Genomic DNA, 16564 nt, shown 5'->3' on the forward strand with positions numbered 1-16564 from the left:
ACCTGACTCAAAGATTAGAAGTATTTACTCGCGTCTTGAATACACACCAGAACAAATTATTCAAGAGGATCTCCTAATTGAAAAAAGGCGAGCATCTCGTTTGCAAGAAATTATACTTAGAGAGTCACTCACGACAGCAGAGATTTTAGAAAGGGTAAATACCCTTGAAAGAGATTTACCATACAACTGTGAGCATGTAGTTCCACAGTCGTGGTTTAAAGATGTATCACCCAAACCGATGAAAGGCGATTTGCATCATTTGTTCGCGTGTGAGATGGCGTGTAACTCCTTCCGAGGAAGTAGTCCCTTCACTGACTTTGATGACTTTGATAACTTTGAAGAAGCAACTCGTAACAATTGCGGTAAATCTGAAGGTAACAGGTTTGAACCGGGTTTTGGTAAAGGGGAAGCCGCGCGTGCTACTCTTTACTTTTTGTTGCGTTACCCAGGCGTTATCAATAACTTAAATAAGGAGTACAAACCAGAACATTTAAAAACTTTACTTGATTGGCATAAGCAATATCCTGTCACCGAGCATGAGAAACATAGAAATATGGCTATTGCCAGTAAGCAGAAGCAGGGCAACCGTAACCCATTGATTGACTTTCCAGAATGGACAGATTTAATCGATTTTAGCCTAGGCATTGGGTAAATTCTAGACGCAGCAGCATTGGCTCAATGTTTGATAACTGAAGAATGCAAACCACGACTTCCCAAAACTGTTACCAAGCATTGCCCACCCATAAGTGCTTGTAGTAAATCGGTTGCAATGCATGATACGACAAGCACTTTCTTTCTTCTTGATTTCTTGGTACTGAGGCAACATGAAAAGCGCATTGCCTCTTCATGTTGGAATTAATCTATGAACTTGGTAGGGTTTCTGGCGCGGCAACACTCACATCTTGTGTAACATCTTTCTGCTTCTTCTCGAAAATCTGAACCCCGGCATCAACCACTTCAAATCCATTATCTGTTCGTTGACCGAGCTTACCTGACACAGCCCCAGCCCAGTCTGCAAACTCCGAGGTGTTAGTTTCAGCCTTGCGCCAGCTTTTGGCATTGATTATGGCAGTGAAAATTATACCGTTTTGGTCGGTTAGCTCAACTTCGACTTTTTTGTTCGGTGCAGGTTTGGCTGTTGGTAGTGAGCCACTGAATTTGATTGTAATCTCGCTTCTTGCTTCCATAGCTAACCCCTTAATCATCAGAAAATAAGATTTTTCGCTCCTGATTTTATCAAGCTTGGTATTAACGGGAGCATTTTAGCCACAAATAAAGCTCGCATCATTATTGTGCGTGGGTGTGCGATGGCGTAACCGCGATTTCACTTGGGCGATCGCCGCTTTTGTCTTTCTTCGGTCAGCCTGCTATATCTACCCCTGATTGTTTTATTCTTCTAAACTTGGGGTGTTCCCTGTGGCGATCAGACTGCGAGTGTTTAACCTGTGAAAAAGTTCATACTTGGCTTTACTATCGTTTTCTATCAACAAAATATTGACATCTATTTTAGTTTATTCCAAAAGAAGCCTCTCGCTCTAAGTGTATCTGCTTGTTCTCCGATGTTCATTTCCAATGTGTAATTGCTACCCGCATGAATAATTGATACAAACTAAAAAAAAGCACCCTTAGCCAATTAATCCTTTTCACAATCCCAATGACTTTCTTACCTCTGTCACCAGAGAAGTGAGAGTTTGAGGTAAGTTAATGACTTCTTGCAGCAAATCTTGGGGAGTAAAGCCAAAAACCATTAAGATGACGACGATTACAACAAGGGCAACTGCTGTACTTATGAATGTTTTCAGCAGACTCAACAAAGCTCTAAAGACCAGCAATGCAACAATTAATGCAGCTATAAGGACGATTAAATTAGTTGGCATAATTTCATTCAATAGATATCGGCAATTAGCACTAAGGCTCTATTCCTTCATCAATCCAAGCATCAATTGTTGTTTTCACTTCTGATTCGGTGACAGCAGACCACTCTTTTTCGTTAATAATTGTTTGAAATGCCGCCCTTTTCCCGTGACCAACTTTTTCTATTGCGTGTCCGCGATATACATTATTTTTAGGCTTAACCATTTTTATTAACTCTTTTTTTCCAAAATACCATAAGCAAAACTGAACGCAGTGAAGCCACAGTCCTAGAGAAAGCGATCGCTCAAGTGAAATCGCGGGTACGCCATCGCACTTCATGTAGAACTACAGTTCTCACGGGTGAAATTAGCTTTTGATCAACTACGTATGCGTAATTTTATACATTCTGCACAGGCGATCGCTCTCCCGCCAAGAAGTTGCGATACAATTATGCGCCATAAGCGATCGCCCTGTTATCAGGTAAGTCATTGGATTTACTAAGAATGAATAAACTTCCATCGCCTCCACGTCCAATTCTTAAGGTTTCATCCAAGTAAGTAATGTCCAGGGTCGCAATTCTGCCAGTAGGATTATTAGCTGGAACAACCTTAAATGGGTTAAGTTGGGGGGTATCAATGCCAACAATCTTTTCAATTGATAGGTAGCGTTTGTCAAAATAAACGTTAATACGTTGATTTGGTGGAAGTGATGAATCAACTGTTGCTACTTCAAAGCTAGCTGTTACTTTTACATATCCCGATATTAGCCCCAGAGGATGTTTAACTTTAGCTAAATTGAAAAACAATTTATTGGCAACATTAATTACCTGATATACTTTACCCAGCTTTAATCCCAACGGCAGGGAGTCTAAAGAACGGATTTCTCTAGCAGTAGAGTATTGCAATTGCCAAGCCCCCTCTAGTAAAGCAGGGCTGTTTCATCCCCTAAAAGATGTAAAATTACAAGCATCTTGGGGATGAAAAATTATGGGTGCGAATCTGATTGAACAACTGCGGCAAGTTAAAGACTTTCGGACAAAGGATGGGCAAAGACACCAACTGTGGCTGGTATTACTGTTTGTGATTATGGGAACAATGAGCGGGTACGTGGGATATCGTGCATGGGGAGACTTTGTTTCATCGGCATCGTCTTGTACTGATTGATCAATTTGGAATTCAAAAACATGGCGTGCCTTCGTACTCAACGATACGACGAATACTAATGGGAGTAGACTTTGACAATCTTGCCAAAATATTCAATCAGTGGGCAGAACAATATGTGAGTTTAGATACATCTGAGTGGGTTGGAGTTGACGGTAAAAGTATCAAAGGAACTGTAAAAAACTACGCTCATGAGTATCAAAATTTTGTGAGTGTTGTTTCTGTATATGCTGGGAAAAGAGGTCTGGTCTTTGGTTTGGATAAGTTGGAGAATAAGAAAGGTAGCGAAATTACCACAGTTCAAAATTTGATTGCAACACTGGATATCGAGGGTGTTGTGTTTAGCTTGGATGCTTTGCATTGCCAAAAAAAACTTGCAAGTTAATAATTGATGGTGGCAATGATTACGCGATCGCTGTGAAAGCAAACCAAAAAAACTTGCATCGCCAAATTCGACAGACTACGGATAATTCCAAGCCAACAAGTAGGCACATCGCAGTCGAAAGAACACGAAACAGAGTTACAACACGTAGTGTAGAAGTTTTTCATGATTTAACGGGTATCAGCCAAGAATGGACTGGCTTAAAATCATTGATTAAGGTTGAAAGAAGCGGTACTCGTGCGGGTAAAGCATATCACCAAGTTGCATACTACATTAGCAGCCTCGTCAAATCTGCGGCTGATTTTGCTAAGGGGATTCGTGGACATTGGGGGATTGAGAATCGTCTTCATTGGGTTAAGGATGTAATTTTTGATGAAGACCATTCGACCATACGTATGGGTAACGCTCCTGCAAATGTGTCAGTGATGCGAACGATCGCACTCAATATTTTGCGCCGAAATGGTTATTCATCCATTACCCAAGCCCAGAGATTTACCTCTAATGATATTGACAAACTCTTATCCCTTGTGGAATGAAACAGCCCTGCTCTAGTAAAGAAGTAGCATAGAGTAGTGGGTTGGGATTGGGATTGAGGCTTTCTAGTTGAGTCGTCAATTGTTCAATTTCTTGGGCTAAAGCTTTGTCTAGCTTCAAATCGGTAACAGGAGAGCCATCACTTTTAGTTTGAATCTGCTCAAGCGAGGCAAGTAATTTTTCCTTTAATAAGAGTTGATTGTTCAAGGGTCGAATATTTTCCATAACAGAGCCTATAGCTTTTATTAACCCTCATCTCGTTGCTAAGAAGGGCATTAAATTTTTTGGGGGGTTCGGCAGGGCAAACGCCCCAAAACCAAAAAACCCAGTCGGGACGATTGGGCTTTTGATGGGGTTATATTCCCCAAGGGCTATTTATAGAAGTTCTGTATAAGTCGCTGTTCTAATAAGGACTACACCGCCTAGATGGAGAATTCCAGAAACAAGAGTGCCATTGTGCTGTTATCACTCGCTTTGAAACGGCGATCGCCGGACTGCGGGCGGGTACTTCAAAAGCACTTCATAGTGAAATCGCGGGTACTTCAAAAGCACCTTTCCCTCAACTCCCTTTCTCAATCCACTCCCGTCCCGCTTTTTCCGCCGCTTCAGCCGAGTAATAAATCTTGCGTTCTCCAAACACTGCACCGCCAGGACTAATCACCCGAAACTGCCAGCACTGGGCAGAGCGTGTAGAACACCACGCTTAGTAACATTCTGGATGCTGACGACTAAGTGAACTGTGGTTTTAGTCATGGTGCTTGGCAGGATGAATATTTTTCTACTTTTTTTTCTGCTGTTCAAGCTTTTTCTCTTGTTCTTCGCACCAGGCACCAATTAAATCTCTAGCAACACTGCTCATATCCGTTTCTGCTTGTACGCACAGCGACTTAAAACGGATTTTTAATTCTTTGCTAATAACCAGCTTTACAGTGTCTTCGGGTTTTGCCATCCCATCATTCTGGCATGGCATAGGGGGAATATCAGCAATATTCCCATATTCCCATATTCCCCCATTCCCCCCAGTTTGATATAATTTACTTTATACAAGAAAGCGATCGCTCAATTCTTGCCGGAACCAGTGCGATCGCCTTCATGTAGTAAACCCCCCATATCGGGAGATAAAAACAATGATGACACAATCACAAATTCTCTGCGATTCGCTTGCTCTTGCCCAATTGGAACTTGAGTTGTATATAGTTCAACAAGCTTCTTCGACAGCACTCGAAGAGGGCGGAAATTATGCCGTGCAGCCCACAAAGAAAGGCTTTTTACCTGACGCTGATGCTCAAAACGTACCTATCCTCAGCCAGGGAAGTTCTCAAACAGAGCCAAACCGGGAACCACTTAAACACCTGCTGATTGGTACGGCGAGAACTGTAACCAGTACAATACACTACTTACAAGTCATTGGCTATGCAGATGTCGGTGACTGGAGTCCACTGCTGCCTAGTCCTAATCCGGGCGAGGTCATGAGTATTTTAAGCCGCTCAATTTTGGTGCAGTAAAAAACATGATAAAGATAGCAACAATTCGACGCAGTACGAAAATTGACTCCTTGAACAATAATGAAACAATCAACTGCAAGCGCTTTACTAGCAGCGTATAACTCGTTACAAGAAATAGTTGTAAAGCTTTACAACGAATTTCAAAAAGCGATAGAAAATAAAGATGATGCCGATGCTAGCCTACTTGAGGCAAGAGCCGAAATTTTGTTTGAACAAGCAGAGGCAATAATAGCTGTTTTGGAGGAGCAACAAAATGGATAGAGAGCAAGCACTTGCCTTAGCTAACGATGCTAAGGACTTAAGCAGTCAAGGCTTACAGCTAATTCAGCAAGGAAAATATCGTGAAGGACATAGCTTAATCCGTCGGGCTGTTGAAGCTGGTAGACAGTGCCGACAGTTTTTAAAACAGCCAAAAATAGAACGAGGTTTAGCAATGCTCGAACAAATGCATCAGCAGTAGTTGCTGTATTCCTGCAATCACCAAACGCCCCCAACCTGATTGGGGGTTATTTTGTGCCATCCAACATAAGCACTTCTTATAATTCACATCCACTATTATTTGTCAAGCTGTATTGACTATTTGTAACAATATTGTTAAATTTATTTACATAAAGTAACACACACCAAAAAAACCTATGTATACAACAGTTAACGAAGACGGCATTTTAAATAACTACGCAAATGAACCCCAGATGTACTATGCAGAGTACCCAGCAATTTGGGAACAACGCAAATATGTTGTACAGGGTGTGTTCGCCGCTTTGATTGTTACCACTCTAGTTTTGGTTGGCTTGAGCGTTAGCTAAGACTTATTGATTTTGGTATCGGTATCTCATTGACATATGGACTTCTCCCAATCACCTCGGTATTTAACGCCGGGGTTTTTTGTTGTTGATGGGTGCGATCGCGCAACCCCAAAGTTTCGGTCAAACATCCACCAAAAGAAAAAATGTCGTACTACAATATCACTAAGTATTACTTAGTCAAACAGGATTAAAAGTTAATGTAGTTTTTAATTCTCAATATACCAGTATGAGCAAGCCGCAAATCGCCATCAGAATTCCCCCATCTCTCCTAGAAGAACTCAACAGCCACGTTGAGCGAACTGGCACGTCGAAGACAGATGTGATAGTCAGTGCGATCGCCACTTATCTGGGCTGTGGTTCAGATGTGCCATTGAGTCAGAGGGTGGCTGAATTGGAAACTAAAGTTGAAGCCCTGCAAGTATTAATAAAAAAATAAAACTTTTAGAGGTGTAAATGAGCGAAATTCCTCTAGTTAGCATAGTGATTTCATCCCAACTGCCGCCAGATGAAATAGCGTCTTTGGAAACATCACTAACGATGAGTTCAATAAATGTGCAGAAGTCATTAAATCGTGTGTTTGGTGCAGATGACATAGTTTTTGTGGCTACAATACTTGGAGGGGCAGCCGCAACAGCCAATTTGATAGATTACAGTATCAAAGTCGCTAAGGCAATCAATAATTGGCGGCGAGAATTACGAGAAAAAGGGATAGAACCAGAAGGAAAGTTAGAATACCCAAAACGTCCTTCCCTAGACATAAGTAAGGCTACTGATGAGGAGATAGAGGAATGGTTGTCTCAAAAGTAGTTTCAAAAGTTCCCATTAATCCAGGGATAGAAGAAGTTACTAAAAAAGATAATTCCTTCAGTAATCAAATTCTCATCTTGTTCTCAGCCCCTCTACTCAATGAAGACTTATCACCAGTAGAAAATTTATCAATCCAGAAAGAAATTGATGCGATCGCTTCAGTATTAGAGAATATATCTCATCCGATAGCAGTGGAAATAGTGGTTAAAGTAGCCACCTCACAGACTTTACAAGATGTGTTGTCTCATCATGTCAAACCACTGATTATTCATTTTATCGGTCATGGGATGAGAAAGGGGGATAGCACAGCCTTGGTGTTAGAAGATAAAGCGGGAATTACTCGTTATTTTAGTGAAGAAGAACTGGCGATTGCTTTATCAAATCAAAAGCAAGCACCCTGTCAATTAGCATTATTAAATGCCTGTCATTCAGAAAAGTTAACTCAAGCTTTTGTAAAAGCCGGAGTATCTCATGTAATTGCGGTTAACGCTGAAGATAAAATTCTAGATGTGGCAGCCCGATGTTTTTCTCGACGACTTTATCAGGCATTATTCAATCAAGACTCAGTTGTGAATGCTTTTTTATCGGGTCGTAATGCAGTTAAACTTGATGATGATTTAAAAAAGCTGTTTAACTCTCTGACCTTTCAGCAAGGAGTTAATTTCGATGAAGCCTTCAAATTTCGATTACTACCCCAAGCTTCCCATCATCAATCGCTGATTATAGAACCAGCCGATTCTCACTCCTGTATCTATCCCCAGTGGTCAAATACTAATATTCCCCGTGACGATCCAAACTTTGTTGGACGCAGACAAGAAATACATCAGGTAATTAAAGTACTCGTAGAGTCTGATAAACGTTGTATTGCTCTTCATGGTATGGGGGGAATAGGCAAAACTGCCTTAGCTTATGCCATTGGTCAGTGGTTACATGAGCGATCTCGCTATAAAGATGGAGTTTGGTTTATTAGTTTGCGCGATACTGATTCTGTGGGAACGCTGATTACCAAAGTTCAACAGAGTCTTGAATTAAGGAGTTTTGGCTTAGAAAGAGAGTTAAAGAATAGCCGATTGTTGTTGATTTTCGATGATTTGGATAAATTGATTGAGAAAGAATCCAATGAACTAATTGAACTTTTAAACTCAGTTTTAGAACAATGTCCTAATTTAAGACTGTTGTTAACTTCCCGTGATTCTCTGGCAGGGGATATTCTTTATTGCCATCAAGAAGAAGTTTGCAGCATGGGAGCATCAGAAACAAGAGAGATATTTAAAAGGTATGCTCCACCACAAATACAATGGGGGGAGAATGATGATTTACTAGAAAACTTTAATCTTTTAGTCAAGTTTCTTGATGGTTATCCCTTACCTATTAAGCTAGCAGCATCTTATATGGCAGAAACTAAATCTACTCTCAAGATGCTGCGTGAAGACTTGATAGATGAACCACTGTCCGTTCTTGATTCTTATTCTAGTGAACAAAGAAAAGAAAGAAGTCTGCGGATAACTTTAGAGCGTTCTTTTGAGATTCTATCGGTAGAAGGGCAAGATATATTTCCTTTATTGGCTTTTTTTCCTAGTGGGTTGAATCGGGATTTAGCTAAGGCTATTTGGGACAGACGCGGGAATAAAGCTTTGTTAGAATTGTTTAAGTTTTCTATGGCAGAAAAGTCTCCTACTGCATCTGATTGGAGAGTAACTTTACCCGAACCTGCCCGTACTTACGCAGAAAGTAAATTGCAGAAAGGAAGAGGAGTTGACTATCTTGCTCCCCAAGTTTTGGATTTTTATTATATAAATTTCTGTAACACAGTTATCAAGCTTTTTGGTGACAGAGACGATAATAAGGGACGGCAATTGCTTTTGCAAGAAAACTCAAACTTACTCTTGTTTCTGGAATGGGGTTATGAGCATGAATTGAGTTCAGATAAAATCTGTCGCAGTGCTAGGATGACAGCTTCATTAAGTCCTTATTGGCGTTGGATTGAAGCAAATAAAGACCCTTTGGCTAGATTGGATTTAGCAATACAGGCAGCCCAAAGAAACCAAGATCCAGTGGGAGAAGATTTAGTTAGAAGTGCGTTAGCTGCTCTTTCTTCTAAAGAAGAATTTAAAGATGTTCAATCTTTGGGACGCTCCCGTGATGAACTAAAGCCTTTTGAGTTTGAAACCGTCACCGTCAACCGTGTCAACCGTCGCGGCGAAATCATCGAGCGAGAAACAATACTTGCCCAATACTTTAACGAAGATTTGGGTGAGGGTATCACCTTACAAATGGTCGTTATTCCCGGTGGTACTTTTATGATGGGTTCGCCTGAAGGGGAAGGATATAACTTAGAAAAGCCCCAGCACGAAGTAACTGTTCCACCTTTCTTCATGGGCAAGTACCCCGTCACTCAGGTACAATGGCGGACTGTAGCCGCTTTAGAACAAGTAAACCGCCCACTTGACCCCGATCCATCACGCTTTAAAGGGGATAATCTACCAGTAGTGCAAATTTCTTGGTATGAAGCGGTAGAGTTTTGTGCTAGACTATCAGAACATACCGGACAACACTACCGGCTTCCTAGCGAAGCGGAGTGGGAGTATGCTTGTAGAGCAAGCACGACAACTCGATTTCACTTTGGCGAAACTATCACATCGGATTTAGCAAACTACAATGCTGAATACAATTACGGTGATGCCCCAAAAGGTCAGTGTAGGAAACAAACAACACCAGTAGGCACTTTTAAAGTAGCTAATGTATTTGGGTTGTATGATATGCACGGTAATGTCTGGGAATGGTGCGCTGACCACTGGCACGGTGATTACAAAGGCGCTCCTACAGACGGTAATGCTTGGATAGATGAAGCTATTGATCCTAATGAGAATGAGAATCAAAAAATTCGTGTGGTGCGCGGTGGCTCCTGGAACAACGCTCCGAGGAATTGCCGTTCAGCGTGTCGTGGCTACTACGAGCAGAACCACTGGTACTACCTCATCGGGTTTCGGGTTGTGGTTTCCGCCGCGAGGACTTAATTCTTTACACTCTTGCGCTTTAGCCCTCTAAGGTTTTTCTTTTTCCCTTATCCCCGCCGAACGCGGTCGATTTTTTAATATTTAGCACGAATATAATATACTATCCAAGAAGTGGTAGATTTTGTCAAGGGGGTTGTGCAGACTAAAAATTTATTTTTGACCAAATGCAAGATTTACCAATTATTCAAAAAACCTATGACCTGATTAAATGGTACGTGCCTATTTTAAATCGTCTGCCTAGAAAACATAAATTTGCTTTAGGGGACAGGACGATAGCCGGACTTTACGACCTGCTGGAAGGCTTAATATTAGCACGGTACGCTCAAGAAAAGTTGGCTCAGTTAGAACTATTAAATGCTAAGTTAAATATTCTGCGTCATCAAACCAGATTGTTATTTGATTTTCAGCAAACAGCTGCCCAATTCTACAAACAAATTGCCAGCAATCTGGCATTGCATAGAGATATTTCTAAGTGCGTAGGCGCAGCCCGTCGTAGACATCGCCTTTATGTGGATCTTACAGCAATTTTCAAGCGAGGAAAAAGCGGTTTGGGGGTGCGATCGCCTTTATGTTTAAGTCAAGCGATCGCATCTGCACCCAACTAACAATTTTCAAGCGAGGAAAAAGCGGTTTGGGGGTGCGATCGCCTTTATGTTGAAGTTCATGGGAAGCGATCGCTCAACTTTTCTCCTGAGTTTAGACACGACTTTTTAAAGGCAGATGAAATTTGCATGGATGGAACCATCAATTTTAATAACCCTTGAGACAGCCAATAAGTCTTGTAGTTGCAACACTTTTGTTGCGTCCCCCACTGCTACATCTATTGTGTATGTGCTTTACGCTATATGTAGTTTTAAAAATGCCAGTTGTATAAAGTCACTCCCTCCGATAAAATAACCGCTTAATTATTGCATTAACTTCACTTCAAAAATTGTGAGCCAAACCCGCATCATTGCGTTATTCAACCAAAGTGGCGGCGTTGCCAAAACTACACTCACCCAAAATTTGGGCTATCATCTGGCACAAAAAAAGAAAAATCGCGTGCTGCTGGTGGATATCGACCCACAGGCTAGCTTAACTACTTTTATGGGACTCGAACCCGACGAACTAGAGACAAGCATCCACGCTTCTATTGTTGAAGGCAAACCATTGCCCGTAATGCCCGAACTGATTCACGGCATGGCGTTAGTGCCGGCTGATATCAACCTTGCCGCAAGTGAAATGCAACTAGCGGGTGCGATCGCACGGGAATATCGACTAAAAAATGCCCTTGTGACAGTCCAAGAAAATTACGATTTTATTTTGATTGATTGTCCGCCATCGTTGGGGTTACTCAGCATTATTAGCCTCACCGCTGCCACACACATTTTAGTTCCCGTCCAGTGTCAATTTAAATCGTTTAAGGGGACAGAGTTATTGCTTAATACCGTCGCCCAAATCCACCAAAATACTAACCCCGCATTACAATTTGCTGGCTTTATCCCGACAATGTTCGACGGTCGCACGGCACAAGAATCTCGCACTGTTAAAGCAGTCCAAGAACAACTGTCATCTATTGCCACCGTTTTTCCACCAATCCCTAAAACCATTGCTTTCGCCGATGCATCAGAGCGTAGGCTACCATTAGCACTATTCGACAAAAATCACCCCGCCGTTAGTATCCTTAAAAAAATAGCGAGTAGTCTAGAAAAACTGGAAGTCAAACCGTGAGTAGTAAAAAAGACGCACCCTACACCGCTATTAAAAAGCCCGTCTCTTTGTTGTTTGGAACTCAACCAACTGCGACTGCCGAAATCGAACAGCCAGCATTGTCTATTGCGATCGCTCAAATTAAGCTGCCCAACTCTCAACCGAGGCGCTACTTTGACGAACACAAACTAGAAGAACTCTCGCGATCGATTAAAGAATTGGGTATACTTGAACCCTTGTTAGTCCGCCCCCTAAGTGGTGGTGATTATGAACTCGTCGCGGGGGAACGTCGTTTAAGAGCTGCCCAACTAGCCAAACTAACTGACGTGCCTGTTGTCATCCGCGAGATGGATGATACCGTTACGGCGACTGTGCGTTTGGTCGAAAATCTCCAACGCGAAGACCTTAACCCCATCGAGGAAACTGAGGGTATTTTAGAACTGCTGGCAATGCGTCTGGAGATAACTACCCAGAAAGTAATCAGCCACCTTAACAAAATGCGTAACGTATGCGATCGCTATAAAGAGGAAAATTCTGAGTTGAGACATAACGTTATGTCTCACGAACATACTCGTGTAATTGAAGAATTGTTTAGCTCGTTGGGGCGGATGTGTTGGGAGTCGTTTGTTAAGAACCGCTTGCCACTGCTTAATCTTCCTGTTGATGTGTTAGAAGTACTGCGTTCTGGGAAACTTGAATACACTAAAGCGCGGGCGATCGCTCGCATGAAAGATGAGCAAGAGCGAAAGGAACTGACAGAAGTAGCAATTGCAGAAAACTTGTCTCTTTCTCAGATTAGCGATCGCATTAAAGCAACCAAAGAATTAGCAGCAACAGAAAATTCGCTCAAAGAGCGCTACAAGCAAGCACTGCCAAGGTTGCAAAAGTCGCAAGTGTGGGACAATCCCAAAAAGCAGAAAATGCTGGAAAAATTACTTGCAACTATTGAAACGCTGATAGAGGAAGTGACATAGAAAGATAGTTTTAATCGCTTTTCTCTCCAAAAGTCGTTGCCCGGATTTCACCTTAACTGATTTTAAGACCCAACCACCTCAAATGCGATCGCCATTGCTGCCAGTTTCTTGACATCAATACCACGAACTCCGCTTGGCAGTGCTATCCCTTCAATATTATTATTGCTACGAGTCCCTGCATCCAAATCATCAAGCAGACTGTTCGTAACGTCCAAAACCTCATCTGTAACAGCAATTGGAGTATTGCGATTTCCAACACCTCTCGACTTGGCAATTTGTTGCAATGCTTTGAGAGAAGTTCGCAGAGGTGTTGTACTAGTAATAATTAACGCTTCTGAAAATCCCAAGGGTTTGCCGATAGTCAGTTTGAATCCATCATCAGCTTGCGGAATCACACGCTTCTGCTTTGCCTCTATCAATGCAGCATTTTCTGAACCTGACCAATTATTCGGAAAGATTACCGTCATTTCTCCTTCGGCATCAATCACCAAAATGCTAACGTAGAGAGGTTGAGACTCGTTATTTTGAACTTGAAAAGTAATTTCAGTCGATAGGGGTAATTGAATCACGCCAGAGTTAGAAAACTTTACAGACGAAGCTGGTGCTTGATTAGACCCAACAGTATTTTTGATTGTACCACGAATTGGGAAAGTTTCACCAACTACTTCTTTGTTGCCAGCAATATTCATCGAAACACGCAGATTTATCTGTGATGAATTAGTATTACCCAGCACCTGATTGACAATTCTCGCTGCGAGTAAAGACTTGAGCTTAGGTTGCAAACGCTTCACCGCAGCACTCACCGTTTCCCCACTATTACCAAAAGATGCGGGGATTATTTGCTCTAAACTAGGTAAAAATAAACCAAAACTATTCACCGCTGGCAGATTCGATATCTTTTGTTTCTGTAATTTCTGATATCTATCTTCAGTCATGCGACCAAAAATATATTGTACCTCAACAGTTCCCAACGGTTTGGGTTCGATGCGATTGAGTGCTTGTAAAGCTTGTGTTGCAAGCTTTGCGGTGTTATTATCAAAGGCATTATCAACACCAATTTTTAAACTTAGATTATTGGGAATACTGCGAACCCGTTCTTGTAATAGCGTTCCTGGCTGTAGTTGTACTCGTTGAGTTGGAGTATTTTGTAGCGTCCCTTTGCCAATTAATCCAGTACGAGATTCTAGTTTCACAAGTCCTCTTTCACCACCTTTTGCATCCACAACTGTGAAAATGGCATCTTTATCGAAGGCTTCCAGAGTTTGTGAATCTAGCCCACCCAACCATAATTCTACTTGATTGCCTGTAACTTGAGTTATGACAGCTTCAGCAGAAAGAGCAGGCGATCGCGTAAAATAAATAGGTGAGTTGTCATTTTCTTTGCTAAACCTAACTTCTATTTCTGGTTCTTGAGTGTTTCCCCTCTGTCTAGCTACCTCTTTAGTATTTCGACCAACATTAGCGATCGCTGTAGTTACAGGTTCATCCGCAGTTTGCTGCCAAAGATATTGCGTCAACTCATAAGTAAAAGCACCTGCATAAAATTTACTAAAAGATGCATCGGATGCAAGCTGTTCCCGTTTGGCAGCAGCGATAACAACTCCTTTCGCAACACCTTTTCTACGAAGTTCGATAAACTTTTCTTTTGAAAGTCCTAGTCGTCCCAGCCATTGTTTTTGATACTCAAGTTCCTCATTACTGGGTTGCAGAATGGAACCACCTTCAAGGGAACGCACTCGAAAATTTCCTCGTGTACCACCCCCAGAATGACAACTATCTAACACCACAGTAACATTATCTGTCTTCAACGCATACATGAGTAAAAACAGCGTATGTCCCATAATATGTTGTACGGGACCACCAGTAACAGGAAATCCTGGGGGAAACTGGCTATCTATAGGAACAAAAGTACTGTTAAGTCCATCTGGTGAATCGCGATCTGGATCTACAACTCGTGAACCATGTCCACTGAAGTGGAACACAACTACATCCCCACGTTTGGCTTGTTTGATTAAATGGTCTTCAAAAGCTGTGAGAATACCTTTGCGGGTAGCTTGCTTGTCGGTCAAAGTGAGAATATCATTATCTTTAAAACCAAAGCGGTGAATTAATAACTCTTTTTGTAACCTGACATCATTTACACAACCTTTTAAAGCCAAGTTGCCAGGATATTCATTGATTCCCACCAATAGCGCTAGTTTGCGGGGTGCATTTTGTGCCAGCACTTGCCCATAGCGCTTACCTTGTGAGATAATATCAAATTGGTTTAAACCCACTGTTGCGAGAGTTGAAGCAGAAAATTGCAGAAATTGACGGCGTTTGATAAAAGACATAGGATTTTATATCTTGGCTGAAGTCGCTTTAAAGGATTATATTTCTAGGCTTGGTGAGGTTATGCAAAAACAATGTAAGTTTTTCCACCTCAAAATTGAAGCGATCGCATTTCTGGTGCGAAACTTTGCGCTTACCTCAGCGTCACGAGTGCGTTAAAAATACATATCACTGGGGAAGGCTAAGTACAGCATGAGTGTAAAAGCATAGCGTTTTTTTAACGCAGAGGAGCGCAAAGGTAAGCGCAGAGTGACGCAGAGTTTTTGTGATAAATTTTCGTCAGGGATTTATGCTCTTGTTGTACTAAGTACAGCATGAGCGTAAAAGCGTAGCGTTTTTAAATGCAGGGGGTTGCGATCGCATTATAGGGTTTCCTAGTCTGCTGAGGTACAAATTTATCAAACAGAATACAGGAGTCAGGAGCCAGAATTCAGTATGAATTCTGTGCGACTGGCGGATGAATAAACGGGTTTAAAACCCCCTCCAAATCGTAGATTTGGTGGTCAACTTTCGTAGTGGCGGGTCTGAATCCCCTACTTTCTTGTTCTGACTCCTGACTCCTGACTTCTGGATTCTTCTTCAACTGCGTCCATCGGCGTTTATCTATCGGACGAAGCGGTTAATTCTTTTTTTCTGTACCCCATGAATGTGAGAATCGCTATAATATCAATACAAGCGAATTTACTTGAGTTTTATGACTGTTGCTCAGTCAGCGAAACCTTCCAGCAGCAATATTACGGTGACATTGAAGCGGCTCGTTGCTCTTTTAGAAGAGGATGAGACGGATGAGTACGGGATTTTACAACCAAGTCAATCCGCCTTTAAGCTGGCGATGCGATTGGTCGTAGATGCCTATGAAGCAATGGGCGATCGCTTTCCGAGGGCATCGGCTTCGACGGATGAGCAAGGCAGCATACGACTAACATGGAGCAAACAGTCACCGGAACGTGAAGTCCGGTTGATTTGCCCAGCGGAGGCTGAACAACAAGCTTATCTATACCATGAATTGGGAGACAATTACGCTGTCGAACGGGATGTGACAGCATCTATCTTGGTGCAGTGGTTGGAGTGGCTGAACTAAGCATGAGTCAGTTTGAGCCATTACCAGAGGATGCAATTGTTTATCGGGCATTGCTGCGTAAACAGTGGATCGATGAGGACACAGGGAAGGTGAAAGCAGATGCCTATTTCCTGCGAACTAATGAGCCTGGGCTTTCGGTCAATTTGGCTAGTGTGTGTTCTCCAGAACAGTGTGCCGGGTTGTTTCGCAAGTGTTATGGAGTTGCCAGTCTTGAGGTTGAGCGTATTCGGGAAATTGGGTTGGATGTAGAACAGGATTCAGTAAACCATGCCAATATTGTTGGTTTACCTCATCGAGAAGATGATTTAGCTTTATCAGAACGATTGGCGGGATTATTGGCAAAGCGATCGCACATCGTATGGCAACCAAATTAATAATAAAATGCTTTCAGAGGGTTGCAAGTTTAGGGTTGCAAGTTTAAAAA

19 protein-coding genes and 4 pseudogenes are annotated in these 16564 nt (G+C 42.0%); 15 read left to right on the top strand and 8 right to left on the bottom strand.

Annotated features, from left to right (window positions below; translation table 11 throughout):
• The coding region (locus TOL9009_RS38065; RefSeq protein WP_186227476.1) for an endonuclease I family protein at window positions 1-652 on the top strand (652 nt) is incomplete at its 5' end.
• A 208-nt stretch (window positions 653-860) separates the two neighbouring features.
• On the opposite strand, the gene TOL9009_RS0104460 is transcribed toward TOL9009_RS38065, so the two are convergent.
• The 4 genes and pseudogenes from TOL9009_RS0104460 to TOL9009_RS38075 form a co-directional block, all read right to left on the bottom strand.
• Window positions 861-1205 carry a hypothetical protein gene (locus TOL9009_RS0104460; RefSeq protein WP_260675841.1) on the bottom strand — a complete coding sequence of 115 codons (345 nt, stop codon included), beginning with the start codon at window positions 1203-1205 and terminating at the stop codon, window positions 861-863.
• Between the two features lie 438 nt (window positions 1206-1643).
• Complete coding sequence (locus TOL9009_RS0104465; RefSeq protein WP_029631464.1) at window positions 1644-1877, bottom strand: hypothetical protein; 234 nt, start codon at window positions 1875-1877, stop codon at window positions 1644-1646.
• 31 nt (window positions 1878-1908) lie between these two features.
• The gene (locus TOL9009_RS46875; protein ID WP_186227477.1) at window positions 1909-2079 is read right to left on the bottom strand and encodes a hypothetical protein; all 171 of its coding nucleotides are present in this window, start codon (window positions 2077-2079) and stop codon (window positions 1909-1911) included.
• A gap of 223 nt (window positions 2080-2302) precedes the next feature.
• Window positions 2303-2788 (bottom strand): annotated as a pseudogene (locus TOL9009_RS38075) (PAP/fibrillin family protein); the annotation flags it as partial.
• Between the two features lie 52 nt (window positions 2789-2840).
• On the opposite strand from TOL9009_RS38075, the gene TOL9009_RS50305 reads away from it, so the two are divergent.
• Both TOL9009_RS50305 and TOL9009_RS43040 read left to right on the top strand, forming a co-directional pair.
• A complete protein-coding gene (locus TOL9009_RS50305; protein WP_398344046.1) occupies window positions 2841-3017 on the top strand; it encodes a transposase family protein in 177 nt (58 codons plus the stop codon).
• 25 nt (window positions 3018-3042) lie between these two features.
• Window positions 3043-3932 (top strand): annotated as a pseudogene (locus tag TOL9009_RS43040) (ISAs1 family transposase).
• Window positions 3933-3942: 10 nt separating this feature from the next.
• On the opposite strand, the pseudogene TOL9009_RS0104490 reads toward TOL9009_RS43040, so the two are convergent.
• The 3 genes and pseudogenes from TOL9009_RS0104490 to TOL9009_RS46880 all read right to left on the bottom strand — a co-directional run.
• Window positions 3943-4137, bottom strand: a pseudogene (locus TOL9009_RS0104490) (PAP/fibrillin family protein); the annotation flags it as partial.
• A gap of 352 nt (window positions 4138-4489) precedes the next feature.
• A pseudogene (locus TOL9009_RS50310) lies at window positions 4490-4683 on the bottom strand (hypothetical protein).
• A gap of 25 nt (window positions 4684-4708) precedes the next feature.
• A complete protein-coding gene (locus TOL9009_RS46880; protein ID WP_186227478.1) occupies window positions 4709-4879 on the bottom strand; it encodes a plasmid partition protein ParG in 171 nt (56 codons plus the stop codon).
• Between the two features lie 349 nt (window positions 4880-5228).
• On the opposite strand from TOL9009_RS46880, the gene TOL9009_RS0104505 reads away from it, so the two are divergent.
• From TOL9009_RS0104505 to TOL9009_RS0104550, 10 genes are all read left to right on the top strand, one after another.
• A complete protein-coding gene (locus TOL9009_RS0104505; RefSeq protein ID WP_051502802.1) occupies window positions 5229-5435 on the top strand; it encodes a hypothetical protein in 207 nt (68 codons plus the stop codon).
• Between the two features lie 60 nt (window positions 5436-5495).
• Window positions 5496-5696, top strand: a complete 201-nt coding sequence (locus tag TOL9009_RS0104510) for a hypothetical protein (protein WP_029631473.1) — start codon at window positions 5496-5498, stop codon at window positions 5694-5696.
• Complete coding sequence (locus TOL9009_RS0104515) at window positions 5689-5895, top strand: hypothetical protein (protein ID WP_029631475.1); 207 nt, start codon at window positions 5689-5691, stop codon at window positions 5893-5895. The genes TOL9009_RS0104510 and TOL9009_RS0104515 overlap by 8 nt, the downstream gene beginning before the upstream one ends.
• A 175-nt stretch (window positions 5896-6070) precedes the next feature.
• On the top strand, window positions 6071-6241 hold the full coding sequence (gene psb34, locus TOL9009_RS45130) for a photosystem II assembly protein Psb34 (RefSeq protein WP_029631477.1): 171 nt from the start codon (window positions 6071-6073) through the stop codon (window positions 6239-6241).
• Between the two features lie 226 nt (window positions 6242-6467).
• Complete coding sequence (locus TOL9009_RS0104525) at window positions 6468-6677, top strand: ribbon-helix-helix protein, CopG family (RefSeq protein WP_029631478.1); 210 nt, start codon at window positions 6468-6470, stop codon at window positions 6675-6677.
• Between the two features lie 17 nt (window positions 6678-6694).
• Entirely contained in the window at window positions 6695-7048 is a 354-nt protein-coding gene (locus TOL9009_RS0104530) for a hypothetical protein (RefSeq protein WP_029631480.1), read from the top strand.
• Complete coding sequence (locus TOL9009_RS0104535) at window positions 7030-10065, top strand: SUMF1/EgtB/PvdO family nonheme iron enzyme (protein WP_029631482.1); 3036 nt, start codon at window positions 7030-7032, stop codon at window positions 10063-10065. The genes TOL9009_RS0104530 and TOL9009_RS0104535 overlap by 19 nt, the downstream gene beginning before the upstream one ends.
• 164 nt (window positions 10066-10229) lie before the next feature.
• Entirely contained in the window at window positions 10230-10670 is a 441-nt protein-coding gene (avd, locus tag TOL9009_RS50700; protein WP_144238151.1) for a diversity-generating retroelement protein Avd, read from the top strand.
• A gap of 328 nt (window positions 10671-10998) precedes the next feature.
• Complete coding sequence (locus tag TOL9009_RS0104545; RefSeq protein ID WP_029631484.1) at window positions 10999-11775, top strand: ParA family protein; 777 nt, start codon at window positions 10999-11001, stop codon at window positions 11773-11775.
• A complete protein-coding gene (locus TOL9009_RS0104550) occupies window positions 11772-12728 on the top strand; it encodes a ParB/RepB/Spo0J family partition protein (RefSeq protein ID WP_029631486.1) in 957 nt (318 codons plus the stop codon). The genes TOL9009_RS0104545 and TOL9009_RS0104550 overlap by 4 nt, the downstream gene beginning before the upstream one ends.
• Before the next feature lie 62 nt (window positions 12729-12790).
• Here the strand turns inward: TOL9009_RS0104550 and TOL9009_RS0104555 are convergent, their stop codons facing one another.
• A complete protein-coding gene (locus TOL9009_RS0104555) occupies window positions 12791-15061 on the bottom strand; it encodes a caspase family protein (protein WP_038296026.1) in 2271 nt (756 codons plus the stop codon).
• A gap of 692 nt (window positions 15062-15753) precedes the next feature.
• On the opposite strand from TOL9009_RS0104555, the gene TOL9009_RS0104565 reads away from it, so the two are divergent.
• Window positions 15754-16140: a hypothetical protein gene (locus TOL9009_RS0104565; protein WP_029631489.1), complete on the top strand. Its 387-nt coding sequence runs from the start codon at window positions 15754-15756 to the stop codon at window positions 16138-16140.
• Window positions 16128-16514: a hypothetical protein gene (locus TOL9009_RS38095; RefSeq protein ID WP_029631490.1), complete on the top strand. Its 387-nt coding sequence runs from the start codon at window positions 16128-16130 to the stop codon at window positions 16512-16514. The genes TOL9009_RS0104565 and TOL9009_RS38095 overlap by 13 nt, the downstream gene beginning before the upstream one ends.
• Window positions 16515-16564 lie beyond the last annotated feature (50 nt).

Origin of the sequence: [Scytonema hofmanni] UTEX 2349, assembly GCF_000582685.1 — a bacterium.
Classification (GTDB): Bacteria; Cyanobacteriota; Cyanobacteriia; order Cyanobacteriales; family Nostocaceae; genus Hassallia; species Hassallia hofmanni.

Bases quoted from the DNA above. Each gene is read 5' to 3' on its own strand.
- TOL9009_RS0104460 (WP_260675841.1), bottom strand. From the start codon at position 1,205: ATGATTAAGGGGTTAGCTATGGAAGCAAGAAGCGAGATTACAATCAAA.
- TOL9009_RS0104465 (WP_029631464.1), bottom strand. From the start codon at position 1,877: ATGCCAACTAATTTAATCGTCCTTATAGCTGCATTAATTGTTGCATTG.
- TOL9009_RS46875 (WP_186227477.1), bottom strand. From the start codon at position 2,079: ATGGTTAAGCCTAAAAATAATGTATATCGCGGACACGCAATAGAAAAA.
- TOL9009_RS50305 (WP_398344046.1), top strand. From the start codon at position 2,841: ATGGGTGCGAATCTGATTGAACAACTGCGGCAAGTTAAAGACTTTCGG.
- TOL9009_RS46880 (WP_186227478.1), bottom strand. From the start codon at position 4,879: ATGGCAAAACCCGAAGACACTGTAAAGCTGGTTATTAGCAAAGAATTA.
- TOL9009_RS0104510 (WP_029631473.1), top strand. From the start codon at position 5,496: ATGAAACAATCAACTGCAAGCGCTTTACTAGCAGCGTATAACTCGTTA.
- TOL9009_RS0104515 (WP_029631475.1), top strand. From the start codon at position 5,689: ATGGATAGAGAGCAAGCACTTGCCTTAGCTAACGATGCTAAGGACTTA.
- psb34 (WP_029631477.1), top strand. From the start codon at position 6,071: ATGTATACAACAGTTAACGAAGACGGCATTTTAAATAACTACGCAAAT.
- TOL9009_RS0104525 (WP_029631478.1), top strand. From the start codon at position 6,468: ATGAGCAAGCCGCAAATCGCCATCAGAATTCCCCCATCTCTCCTAGAA.
- TOL9009_RS0104530 (WP_029631480.1), top strand. From the start codon at position 6,695: ATGAGCGAAATTCCTCTAGTTAGCATAGTGATTTCATCCCAACTGCCG.
- TOL9009_RS0104535 (WP_029631482.1), top strand. From the start codon at position 7,030: ATGGTTGTCTCAAAAGTAGTTTCAAAAGTTCCCATTAATCCAGGGATA.
- avd (WP_144238151.1), top strand. From the start codon at position 10,230: ATGCAAGATTTACCAATTATTCAAAAAACCTATGACCTGATTAAATGG.
- TOL9009_RS0104555 (WP_038296026.1), bottom strand. From the start codon at position 15,061: ATGTCTTTTATCAAACGCCGTCAATTTCTGCAATTTTCTGCTTCAACT.
- TOL9009_RS0104565 (WP_029631489.1), top strand. From the start codon at position 15,754: ATGACTGTTGCTCAGTCAGCGAAACCTTCCAGCAGCAATATTACGGTG.